This window comes from Actinoplanes sp. NPDC026670, assembly GCF_040638175.1.
Classification (GTDB): Bacteria; Actinomycetota; Actinomycetes; order Mycobacteriales; family Micromonosporaceae; genus Actinoplanes.
Map to the genome: position 1 here is coordinate 21,240 of NZ_JBEZXU010000017.1, position 11,506 is coordinate 32,745.

The following is an 11,506-nucleotide window of genomic DNA, read 5'->3' on the forward strand; positions in this document are numbered from 1 at the left end:
TTGCTCAACGCCCGGCCGCCATCATCCAGTCGACGAGCTTTGCCGCCGCGCCGCCCTCTCCGCCCGCACCGTGTGTCGCCGCGAAGGCCTCCGCCCGGTGCCGGTATTCGGCGACGATCGCCGGAATGTCCTGAAGCGCGGCCGCCACCTCGGCGGACTCCCGCAGCAGCGGACCAGGGGCCTCCCGCTCCAGGTCCACGTTGAGGCCCGGGGAGCTCTCGAACTCCTCCAGGTCCGGCACGTAGAGCAGAGCCGGCCGGCCGGTGCTCGCGTAGTCGGCGAGCAGGGCCGAGTAGTCGGTGACCAGCATGTCGGTCGCGAGCAGCAGTTCACTCACCTGGGGGTACGCCGTCACGTCGAGCACACCGTCGACCTGGCCCATCACGTCGTCCGGAACGCCCGGATGGCGGCGCACCAGCAGCCGGTGGTCCGGCGGCAGCGCGGTGGCGACACCCAGCAGGTCGAGCAGCCGGCCCGGATCGCTGGCCCCGCGCCGGCGCAGGTCCGACGGCCGGCGGGTCGGGGCGTACAGGACCAGGCTGGTCTTCTCCGGCAGTCCGAGCAGCTGGAGCACGTGCGCCTTGGCGGCGTCCCGGTCGATCGCGGAGAGCAGGTCGTTGGCCGGGCGGCCGTACTCCAGCACCGTCCCCTCGAAGCCGAACTCCTCGCGCAGCACCGGGGTGGCGGTCAGGCTCGGTGAGGCCACCGCGGTCCACGACGCCGCGTCCGAGCGCAGCTGGTCGATCAGGGTCTGCCCGAGCGGGTGGGCGCTGGCCAGGGCGCCGGAACGGGCCACCGGCCAGCCACCGGCCAGCCGCAGCACCACCTGACCGGCGGCCGGCTTGAACCAGAGCGGCAGGTTGTCGTTGGTGACCACCCAGCGGCTGGTGGCCAGCGCCGAGTACCACTCCTCGGAGCCGAGCGAGACCGCCTCGACACCGTCCGGCAGCGGCTGGCCCCGGTCGACGGTCCAGAGCACCGGGGGTGCGTCCGGCCGGGACCGCAGCTCGGCGAGCAGGGCGGCCGGGTCGTCGAAGAACCGGCGTCCGGGCGCGGCGTCGAGCAGCACCACCTCACGCAGCTCCGTCCGGCCGGAAGCCGGGAAGTACCGCTTGAGCAGCCGGTTGTGCTCCTCCGGACCGGTCTCCGGAACGATCAGGTCGAGCACCGCGCGGTCGTTCGGCCCGCCACGCATGCGGCCCTGAACGCCGTGCTTGTCCGGCCCGTCGAGCGGCAGCGCGGCCAGCACCGCGGCGTCGAAGGGCAGCGGTGTGGTCGTGTCGTGGCGGTTGCCGGGCGCCCGGAACGTCAGGTCCCAGGTGCCGGCGACCAGCGGCAGCCGGCCGGCCAGGGTCGGCACGCCGGCCGGGTCGACGGCCACCTCCCAGCGCCCGTCCACCACCTTCAGCGGCAGGCCCAGGTCCTTGCGGCGGCCACGCAGGCGCAGCAGCAGCCGGCCCTCGGCGGGCACCGGGCTGTCGCCGCTGAGCACCATCACGCCGTCCGGCCGCCAGGTGATGTCGGTGACCACCGGCCCCTGCGGGCGGGTCGCGATCGAGACGGCCCGGTTGCTCTCGGCGACCGTGGTGAAGACCTCGTCGCTGCCGTACGGCGTACGCATCGCCTGGTAGTCGTCCCCGGCCATCAGGCGGACCGTCTCACCGGTGACCAGCTCCAGCAGGAACCGCTGCCCGTAGTGGCCCTCCGCGTGGTTGTCGTCGCGGACGTCGAGCGCGATCCACTCCAGCGGCACCCGCGCGGTGAACTCACGCCCGTCCTCGCCGATCTCGGCCGCCACCGTGTGCGTGACGATGCCCGCGGCCCGGCACAGCCGGATCTGGGCGCTGTCCCGCCGCTGGCGCAGCCGGCCCACCAGGACCAGGTCGTCACCGTCGCGGTGGGTTCCGGTGAGCCAGCCGTCCGCTTTGATCACCGAGACCCGCAGGTCGCCCTTGGCCGCGAACGGCATCACCCAGACGCCCGGCGCCACCGGGATCCGGGGCATCGGCTCGGTCCAGTCGCTGGGCAGCCGGAGCACTGTCTTGCGCAGCTGGAGGCCCTGGTTCACGGCGGCCGCGATGGTCCACTGGCCGGCCTGCCAGGAGCTGCCGGAACGCAGCGACTCGGGCTTGAGCCGGAGCACGAAGCCACCGGTCTGCGAACGCGACCAGATCGGGATCCGGCGGCCCTCGGCCGGGTTGCTGGCCCAGAAGACCTTCAACCGGCCGGTACGGGTGGACTGCGCCATCGGGGAGCCGATCGAGCCGGCCAGCACGAGCTTGCCGTTCTCCCAGGTGACCGAGCGGACGACCGCCTCCACGTGGGACGCCTTGACCGGCTTGGCGTTGAGCCGGTAGCCGTGGTCGATGAGCTCGATCAGGTCGTCGAAGCGGCCCTGGTTGATCAGTTTCCAGTGCGGGCGGATCTCCACCGGCAGCTCGCTGATCACGCTCGGGTCGACCTGCTTCAGGTACGCCCGGGACAGCTCCATGAACGTCGACTGGAATTCCGGCGTCGCCGAGGGCAGGAACTTGAAGTAGTTGCTGAGCTGGTCCTTGATGGAGAGCTTCAGGAACTCCTGGCGCAGCTCCTTCTTACCGGCCCGGTCGAGCGCCTTCGCCGCCAGGTCGATCGAGAAGAAGCGGTCCACCAGGTTGCGCAGGTCCCCACCGGACTGGGTGATCGACCGGACCGCCCCTTCCCGGAGCCGCCAGAAGTAGATCGTCCCGGCGACCACCGCGACCTTCTTCGCCAGCGCGTGCGCGGGCACGGTGACCGGAGCGTCCTCGTAGAGCCGGCCGACCGGGAACTCGAAGCCGTGCTCGTCGTAGAAGCTGCGGCGGAACAGCTTGTTCCAGATCGTGCGGTCGGCCAGCAGCGCCGGCCGGGTGGAGACGTGGGCGTCCAGTTTGGTCTTGGTGATCGCGGTCTTGTGCGGGGCGCCCCGATGGGTGCCGCGCGAGGTGAGCCGCACGACCCCGCCGGTGGCGAAGTCGGCGCCGTCCTCGAGCGCGCCGACCAGCACCTCGTACGCGTGCGCGGCGAGCAGGTCGTCACTGTCCACGAAGGCCAGGAACTCGCCGTTCGCGGCCGGCATGCCGGCGTTGCGGGCCGCGCTGAGGCCGGCGTTGGCCTGCCGGATCAGCTGGAACCGCGGGTCGGCGGCGACGTACTCCTCGGCGATCGCCGGGGAGCCGTCGGTGGACCCGTCGTCGACCAGGATGACCTGGAGGTTCGAGTAGGTCTGGGCGCGCAGCGAGTCCAGGCAGTCACGCAGGAACGGTTCGACGTTGTAGATCGGCACGATCACACTGACCAGGCCGGGCACCAGCTCAGACAAGGGGTTCCCCCAGGAAGACGCGCCGGACGACCCGCTCGGCGGCGTGACCGTCCTCGAGGGAGCAGAACCGCTCCCGGAAACGGCCCCGGGCCTGCCGGGCGGGCTCGTCGTCGATCGCACCGCTGCGGAACGCCTCGACGAGCGCGTCGAAGGTGCGGACGAACGTGCCGGGATGGTCGGCTTCCAGATCGAAGGAGACACCGCGCACTGCTTTGTAGACCTCCCAGTCCGGCGCGAAGATGACCAGCGGCCGGTTCAGCACCGCATAGTCGAACATGACAGACGAGAAGTCGGTGATCAGCGCATCGGACGCGATTGCCAGCGTCTCCACAGACGGGAAGCTGGACACGTCGAGCACCCTGGGGTGCCGCGGCGGGAAGCCGATCGAATCGTAGAAGTAGTGGCCGCGCAGCAGGATCCGCACGTTCGGGCCGAGCGCCTCGGCCAGCTCGTCGACGTCCAGCGGCGGGGTGAAGACGGAGTGCCACTCACGGTGCGTGGGCGCGTAGAGCACGACCTGCTCGTCGGCGCCCAGGCCCAGCTCGGCGCGGGCGGCGGCGACGTCGTCCGGGCCGGCCAGCGCCAGCCGGTCGTTACGCGGGTACCCGGTCTCCAGGGTCTCCCCCTTGATCGGGAACTGGCGGTCCCAGAGCAGCGTGGTGTGCCGGTTCGCGGTGATGCTGAAGTCCCACTTGGCGAGGTTCAGCCGCATCCGGTCGGGGTTGAAACCGCCCAGCGAGGCCGGGAAGCGCGGCTGGTCCAGGCCCATGGTCTTGAGCGGCGTGCCGTGGTGGGTCTGCACCTGGACCTGGCCGGGCCGTTTCACCACGTCCGGCGGGAAGGTGGCGTTGTTGATCATGTACTTGGCGCGGGCGATCGTCCGGTAGTACGCCTTGGTCCCCGGGTGCACCACGGTCACGCCCTCGGGCACCTCGCGGGCGCCGGGCTTGACCACCCAGACACCACGGACCTGCGGGGCGAGCTCTTTGGCCTTCTCGTAGATCGCGGCCGGGTTGCACGCGTAGCCGCGGTACCAGTACGCCCCGTACACCGCCAGATTCTCGTCGATCGGCAGCCGCAGCTGCTGCTTGTAGTAACGCAGCAGGTTCGCCTTGCGCAGCGTCGTCTTGGCCTTGCCCGCGGCGCCGCGGGCCTTGCCGAGCACCCCGCCGGCCGCACCCCGGCCACCGCGCAGCAAGCGGTACGCCGAGTAGGAGTCGGCGGCGAGCAGCTTGAGCCGCAGCCCGCCGAGGCCACCCGGGCGCGGCGAGGTCCGCTTCTCGTGCTTGCGCAGCAGCCCGGAGATCTCGGTGAACATCGCGCGCCGCGACTTCTCCGGCAGGCGCGAGCCGTTCTCCATGATCGCCAGCAGCTCGTTGACGGCACGGTTCAGCACCCGGCGGCGGAGCTTCGGCTCGGCCTGATCCACAGCGGACAGGCTGAGCGCCCGGTCCCACTGGCGAACCGCCTCGATGTGCCGTTTCGACCTGCCGCGCAGCGATCCCTGCCGGTCCAGCCGGCGGATGTAACAGGGCGGTTCGAGGGTGGCCACGTTGTCGGTGGCGGCGAGCACCGCATACCCGAAGGCGAGGTCCTCATACCACTCGGACTCGAACCGGATGCCGGCGTCGATCAGGAACTGCCGGCGCACCACCAGGCCACCCAGCGGCGGCGGGGCCACGGTCAGCGCCTCGGCGCCGGTCCGCGCCTTCTTCGGCGTGACGAAGCGGGACACCTTACGGTTCCAGCGCTCCCGGGCCACGCCGACCAGCAGCACGTCGGGTTTCTCCTCGAGCAGCCGCGCCTCGACGGCGGCCAGGGCGCCCGGGGCGATCCGGTCGTCGCCGTCGACGAACCACACGTACTCACCGGTCGCCCGGTCCAGCCCGGCGTTACGCGCCGCGCCCGGTCCGGCGTTGGTCTCCAGGTGGATCGCGACGATCCGCGGATCAGCCGCGGCACGCTCGTCGATGACCTGACCGGAGTGATCAGGGGAGGCGTCGTCGACCGCCAGGACCTCCACACCCTCGACGGCTTGCTGGCGCAGGATCGAATCCAGACATTCGTTCAGATAACCCTGCACTTGCCACGCAGGCACGACTAAACTGGTCAAGTTCGGCATAGGTGGACGCAGACCATCCGTGTGACGTCGTCGAGGAAGCGCCCACAGTATCATCGACGCTAACTGAGACCGTCATTAAGATGACCATCTAACTTCGACCTCGCAGCGGCGGCGATAGGCTGTGCGGGCTGCGGTTTCCAGACCGTCGGAGCGGCCCCGCCGGCGGCGGCGCCCACGAGTGGACGATCAGTCTCGTTTCCTCCACCTGTCGGCCGATGCGCATCCCCTTGTCAGGCTAGGGTGCTCCGGTGCGAGCAGTCCTGGCAACCCTCGGATACGTCTTCTCCCCCGACCGCAGCCGCATCCTCATGATCCGGCGCGACGCCCGGCCCGACGACATCCACTACGGGTACTACAACGGCCTCGGCGGCAAGCTGGAGCCCGGCGAGGACGTGGTCACCGGCCTGCGCCGGGAGATCCACGAGGAGGCCGGGATCGACTGCACCGGCGTCGAGCTCGCCGGGACGATCTCCTGGCCCGGTTTCGGGCGCGACGGCGAGAACTGGTTCGGCTTCCTCTTCCGGATCACGTCCTGGACCGGCACGCCGCACTCGGCCAACGACGAAGGCAGCCTGCACTGGGTCGCGATCGACGAGGTGCTCTCCGGCTCCCTCCCGATGTGGGAGTCCGACCGCCACTTCCTGCCCCTGGTCTTCGCCGAGAAACCCGAGGTGTTCCACGGCGTGATGCCGTTCGCCGCCGGCAAGGCGCAGAGCTGGAACTTCAACACCATCTAGTCGTACGGCCACCCGCCCCGCCGAATCGGGACAGTCCCGCCGGCGCCACGCGACGCCCACACCGCTCCAGGCCTCCAGCGCGCCCGCCGGGCTGATCCGGTGGTCACCGAGACCGCGAGCCGTCGCTCACGTCGGTAAAGCCGCCGCCAATACCGCGCCCAGCGACGGCTCGCGGTCTCCGGGACCCGCCGGCGACCGTGAGCCGTCGCCTACGCGGGTAATGCCGGGGGCATTACCGCTCTGAGCGACGGCTCGCGGCCTGCGACGCCCGCCGCAATGCGTGAGCCGTCGCTCACGTCGGGAATGCCGGAGGCATTACCCGCGTAGGCGACGGCTCGCGGTTATCGGTGACCACCGCATCAGCCCGGCGGCCGCGCTGGAGGCCGAGAGCGGCACGGGCGTCGCGGGGTAGCCACGGGAAGTGGCTGGTGCGTTTGTCCGAGTGGTGGCCCGTACCAGATGGGGGTCTAGAAGCGGCGCATGCCGCCGAACTGGCGGTCGCCGGCGTCGCCCAGGCCGGGCACGATGTAGGCCTTGTCGTTGAGGCCCTGGTCGATCGACGCGGTGATCAGGCGCAGCGGCAGGCCCGAGTCCTTCAGGCGCTCGATGCCCTCGGGGGCGGCCAGCACGCAGCAGATGATGATGTCGGTGCAGCCCCGGTCGGCCAGCAGGCGGCAGCAGTGCAGCAGCGAGCCGCCGGTGGCCAGCATCGGGTCGAGGACCAGCACCGGCTGGTCGGTCAGGTCGGCCGGCAGCGACTCCATGTAGGCGCGCGGCTCGTGGGTCTCCTCGTCGCGGGCCAGGCCGACGAAGCCCATCGACGACTCGGGCAGCAGCGCGAGCGCGGCGTCGGCCATGCCGAGGCCGGCCCGCAGCACCGGGACGATCAGCGGCGGGTTGGCGAGCCGGGTGCCCTCGGTGGGCGCGACCGGGGTCTCGATGGGGTACTTCTCGACGGCGAAGAGGCGGGCCGCCTCGTAGACCACCATGGTGGTCAGCTCGTGCAGCGAGGCGCGGAAGACACCGGAGTCGGTGTCGGTACGGCGCATCGCGGTGAGCCGGGTCTGGGCCAGGGGATGATCTACGACTAGGACGTCCACGGGCAACAACCTATCGTTCAATCAAGATCAACTGTCACAGGGTTGCGTAGAATCCCTTTCATGACTGTGACAGTGTCCGCCGGTCTGTCTGATCTCCGCTCCTTCCTGCACGGCCTGCCCGGGGTCGACAAGGTGGGCGTCGAGGCGCGGGCGGCGGCACTCGCCACCCGCTCGATCAAGACGGATGCCAAGGCAAAGGCCATCGACCTGGCCATTCGCATGGTCGACCTGACCACGCTGGAGGGCGCCGACACGCCCGGCAAGGTGCGCGCGCTGTGCGCCAAGGCCCGGCGCCCCGACCCGGCCGATCCGTCCTGCCCCTCGGTCGCGGCGATCTGCGTCTACCCGGCGATGGTCAAGGTCGCCGCCGAGGCGCTGGCCGGCTCCGGGGTGCATCTGGCCAGCGTGGCCACCGCCTTCCCGTCCGGGCAGGCGCCGCTGGAGGTCAAGCTGGCCGACACCCGTGACGCGGTGGCCGCCGGCGCCGACGAGATCGACATGGTGATCAGCCGGGGCGCGTTCCTGGCCGGCGACTACACCCACGTCTTCGAGGAGATCGTGGCGGTCAAGGAGGCGTGCGGCGGCGCCCACCTCAAGGTCATCCTGGAGACCGGCGAGCTCGGGACGTACGACAACATCCGGCGGGCGTCCTGGCTGGCCATGCTGGCCGGCGCCGACTTCATCAAGACGTCCACCGGCAAGGTGGCGGTCAACGCGACGCTGCCGATCACCCTGGTCATGCTGGAGGCGGTCCGCGACTTCCGGGAGCGGCACGGCCGGATCATCGGGGTCAAACCGGCCGGCGGCATCAAGACCACCAAGGACGCCATCAAGTACCTGGTGCTGATCAACGAGACCGTCGGCGACGACTGGCTCGACCCGGACCGGTTCCGGTTCGGCGCGTCCTCGCTGCTCAACGATCTACTCATGCAGCGCACCAAGCTCACCACCGGCCACTACGCCGGCCCTGACTACTTCACCCTGGACTGAGGCCGATGTTCGAGTATGCACCAGCTCCGGAATCGCGTTCCGTAGTAGAGATCGCCTCGTCCTACGGGTTGTTCATCGACGGCTCGTTCGACGGCGGCAAGGACGGCAACGTCTTCAAGACCGTCAACCCGGCCACCGAGGAGGTGCTCGCCGAGGTCACGTCGGCCGGCCCGGAGGACGTCGACCGGGCGGTGGCCGCCGCCCGCCGCGCGTTCGGCCCCTGGTCGGCGCTGCCCGGGTCGGAGCGCGCCAAGTACCTGTTCCGGATCGCCCGGATCATCCAGGAGCGGTCCCGTGAGCTGGCCGTGCTGGAGTCACTGGACAACGGCAAGCCGATCAAGGAGTCCCGCGACGTCGACCTGCCCCTGGTCGCGGCGCACTTCTTCTACTACGCGGGCTGGGCCGACAAGCTGGCCTACGCGGGGTTCGGGCCCGACCCGCGGCCGCTCGGCGTGGCCGCCCAGGTCATCCCGTGGAACTTCCCGCTGCTCATGCTCGCGTGGAAGGTCGCCCCGGCGCTCGCCACCGGCAACACCGTGGTGCTCAAGCCGGCCGAGACCACCCCGCTGTCGGCGCTGTTCTTCGCCGACGTGTGCCGTCAGGCCGAGCTGCCGGCGGGCGTGGTCAACATCGTCACCGGGGCCGGCGACACCGGGGCGTACCTGGTGGCCCATCCGGAGGTGGACAAGGTCGCCTTCACCGGCTCGACCGAGGTCGGCCGGGAGATCGCCCGGACCGTGGCCGGCACCGGCAAGCGCCTCACCCTGGAGCTCGGCGGCAAGGCGGCGAACATCGTCTTCGACGACGCCCCGATCGACCAGGCCGTCGAGGGCATCGTCAACGGGATCTTCTTCAACCAGGGGCACGTCTGCTGCGCCGGGTCACGCCTGCTGGTGCAGGAGTCCATCGCTGACGAGCTGCTCTCCTCGCTCAAACGGCGGATGGCCACGCTGCGCGTCGGCGACCCGCTGGACAAGAACACCGACATCGGCGCGATCAACTCGGCCGCGCAGCTCGCCCGTATTAAGGAATTGTCGGAAATAGGGTCCGAGGAGGGCGCCGAGCGCTGGTCGCCGGAGTGTTCGCTGCCGGACCGGGGCTTCTGGTTCGCGCCAACGATCTTCACCGGGGTGACCCAGGCGCACCGGATCGCCCGGGAGGAGATCTTCGGGCCGGTGCTGTCGGTGCTCACCTTCCGTACTCCGGACGAAGCGGTCGTCAAGGCCAACAACACTCCGTACGGGCTGTCCGCCGGCATCTGGACCGAGAAGGGCTCCCGGATCCTCGCCGTGGCCGACCAGCTGCGGGCCGGCGTGGTGTGGGCGAACACGTTCAACAAATTCGACCCGGCGTCGCCGTTCGGCGGCTACAAGGAGTCCGGCTACGGCCGCGAGGGTGGCCGGCACGGACTGGAGGCGTACCTTGCCTAAGGCATCCAAAGTCGTGGAGACGGCGACCCGGCTCACCGTCCGCAAGACCTACAAGCTCTACATCGGTGGCAAGTTCCCGCGCAGCGAGTCAGGACGGACGTTCGTGGCAGACGGCGACAACGTGGCCCTCGCCTCCCGCAAGGACGCGCGGGACGCGGTGCTCGCGGCCCGGGCCGCCCAGCCGAAATGGGCCGGCGCCACGGCGTACAACCGGGGTCAGGTCCTCTACCGGATCGCCGAGATGCTGGAGGCCCGGCGGGGCGAGTTCACCGCGCTCGGCGTGCCGGGCGACGAGGTGGACGCCGCGATCGACCGCTGGGTCTGGTATGCGGGCTGGTCCGACAAGATCGCCCAGGTGGCCGGCGGCGCCAACCCGGTGGCCGGCCCGTTCTTCAACATCTCCGCGCCGGAGCCGACCGGCGTCGTCGCCGTGATCGCCCCGGCTTCACTGCTCGGGCTGGTCAGTGTGATCGCTCCGGCGATCGTGACGGGGAACACGACCGTGGTGCTGGCCGCCGGCCCGCAGGTGGCGATCACCCTGGCCGAGGTGCTGGCAACCTCCGACGTGCCGGGCGGCGTGGTGAACCTGCTCACCGGGCGCTACGCCGAGACCGCGCCGTGGCTCGCCTCACACGACGACGTGAACGCCCTGGACCTGACCGGCGTCGACCACCCGGAGCTGGCCGCCGAACTGGAGCGGTCGGCCGCCGGCACCCTGAAGCGGGTGCTCCGGCCCGGGGCAGCGACGGACTTCACCGCCGATCCGGGCCTGCGCCCGATGACCGCGCTGCTGGAGACGAAGACGGTATGGCATCCGAAGGGCTACTGAGGCCACCGGGGACGCTGTCACACAGCGTTGCCGACTAGGGTGTGTGCCCAGAGTCACCACGTCCCAGCACTCCCACATCACCCGGAGGTCACCGTGACCAGCCAGTCCGACGAGCCCGAGGCGTCCGCGCCGGTGGCGGAGAAGTCCTCGCCCGTGGGGTCTTCCGGGCGGGACCTTTGGGATCAGGTCCGCATCGAGCCGGTGGAGATCGCTCTGCCGGGCGGGGTGGGTCTGACCCTCCGGGCGTACCGGAAGGCGTCCGAGCTCGAGCCGACCGAGGTTCAGGTCGACGAGGACGACCCCTTCGAGGCCCGCAAGCGGCGCCACGAGGAGGACGAGGAAGAGGTCATCGTCGACGAGGAGTACCAGGCGCTCCTCGCCGAGGACGAGGACGGCAAGAGCGAATCCTCCGACGAGCCGGACCCGGCCGACTTCGAGGACGAGCCGGCCGCCCAGGCGGACGACGAAGAAGTGCCCATGTTCCTCAGCCACAAGGGCCGACTGCTCGCCTTCAAGAGCGCCGAATCGCTCGTCTCCTTCCTTCGTTCGGGTGCTCCGCACGATCTCGCACAATTGGACACCTGGGGTGACCTGGCCGAGCGGGTACAGTCGAGCGACATCGACCCGCAGCCGGAGGACCGCTACGAGCTCGACCTCGTGGTGGAAAACCTGCGGGGCGGACACGACACGTGGGATCTGCCGCTGCTCATCAACGCCGGCGAGGTGGCCCGTGACCTGGGTTATGCGCTCCGCATCAAACCGGTGATCCTGGCACTGGCGCCGGGCTCGCCGCTCGACGACCTCGACGAGTCCCTCCGGACCGCGGAGAAGGGCGGGATGGGCGGATTCTTCGGGCGTCGCCGCCTGAAGAAGATCGGAGCTCAGCAGGCCAGTCTGGGTTGGCGCTCGGTGATCGGAAAGATCTCTGCCGCTGTGGACTGGCGTGACTGACCGATTA

General features: G+C 70.3%; 8 protein-coding genes. 5 read left to right on the forward strand and 3 right to left on the reverse strand.

Annotated features, from left to right (window positions below; genetic code table 11):
• Positions 1 to 4: 4 nt before the first annotated feature.
• Positions 5 to 3,340: a CDP-glycerol glycerophosphotransferase family protein gene (locus AB0E94_RS18250; RefSeq protein WP_360327450.1), complete on the reverse strand. Its 3,336-nt coding sequence runs from the start codon at positions 3,338 to 3,340 to the stop codon at positions 5 to 7.
• Positions 3,333 to 5,462, reverse strand: coding sequence for a CDP-glycerol glycerophosphotransferase family protein (locus AB0E94_RS18255; RefSeq protein ID WP_360327452.1), 2,130 nt, complete (start codon positions 5,460 to 5,462; stop codon positions 3,333 to 3,335). Before AB0E94_RS18255 ends, AB0E94_RS18250 begins: the two co-directional genes overlap by 8 nt.
• Positions 5,463 to 5,710: 248 nt before the next feature.
• Here AB0E94_RS18255 and AB0E94_RS18260 point away from each other — a divergent pair, with 248 nt between their 5' ends.
• The gene (locus AB0E94_RS18260; RefSeq protein WP_360327454.1) at positions 5,711 to 6,199 is read left to right on the forward strand and encodes an 8-oxo-dGTP diphosphatase; all 489 of its coding nucleotides are present in this window, start codon (positions 5,711 to 5,713) and stop codon (positions 6,197 to 6,199) included.
• A 467-nt stretch (positions 6,200 to 6,666) separates the two neighbouring features.
• On the opposite strand, the gene upp is transcribed toward AB0E94_RS18260, so the two are convergent.
• Positions 6,667 to 7,299: a uracil phosphoribosyltransferase gene (upp, locus tag AB0E94_RS18265; protein ID WP_360327456.1), complete on the reverse strand. Its 633-nt coding sequence runs from the start codon at positions 7,297 to 7,299 to the stop codon at positions 6,667 to 6,669.
• Positions 7,300 to 7,359: 60 nt separating this feature from the next.
• On the opposite strand from upp, the gene deoC reads away from it, so the two are divergent.
• The 4 genes from deoC (at position 7,360) to AB0E94_RS18285 (ending at position 11,499) form a co-directional block, all read left to right on the forward strand.
• Entirely contained in the window at positions 7,360 to 8,289 is a 930-nt protein-coding gene (gene deoC, locus AB0E94_RS18270; RefSeq protein ID WP_360327458.1) for a deoxyribose-phosphate aldolase, read from the forward strand.
• A gap of 5 nt (positions 8,290 to 8,294) precedes the next feature.
• Positions 8,295 to 9,719: an aldehyde dehydrogenase family protein gene (locus AB0E94_RS18275; RefSeq protein WP_360327460.1), complete on the forward strand. Its 1,425-nt coding sequence runs from the start codon at positions 8,295 to 8,297 to the stop codon at positions 9,717 to 9,719.
• Positions 9,720 to 9,732: 13 nt separating this feature from the next.
• Positions 9,733 to 10,548: an aldehyde dehydrogenase family protein gene (locus tag AB0E94_RS18280; protein WP_360327462.1), complete on the forward strand. Its 816-nt coding sequence runs from the start codon at positions 9,733 to 9,735 to the stop codon at positions 10,546 to 10,548.
• Between the two features lie 93 nt (positions 10,549 to 10,641).
• Positions 10,642 to 11,499: a DNA primase gene (locus tag AB0E94_RS18285; protein ID WP_360327464.1), complete on the forward strand. Its 858-nt coding sequence runs from the start codon at positions 10,642 to 10,644 to the stop codon at positions 11,497 to 11,499.
• Positions 11,500 to 11,506: the final 7 nt, after the last annotated feature.

Excerpts from the sequence above, each read along its gene's own strand:
- AB0E94_RS18255 (WP_360327452.1), bottom strand. The coding sequence starts at position 5,462 with ATGCCGAACTTGACCAGTTTAGTCGTGCCTGCGTGGCAAGTGCAGGGT.
- deoC (WP_360327458.1), top strand. The coding sequence starts at position 7,360 with ATGACTGTGACAGTGTCCGCCGGTCTGTCTGATCTCCGCTCCTTCCTG.
- AB0E94_RS18275 (WP_360327460.1), top strand. The coding sequence starts at position 8,295 with ATGTTCGAGTATGCACCAGCTCCGGAATCGCGTTCCGTAGTAGAGATC.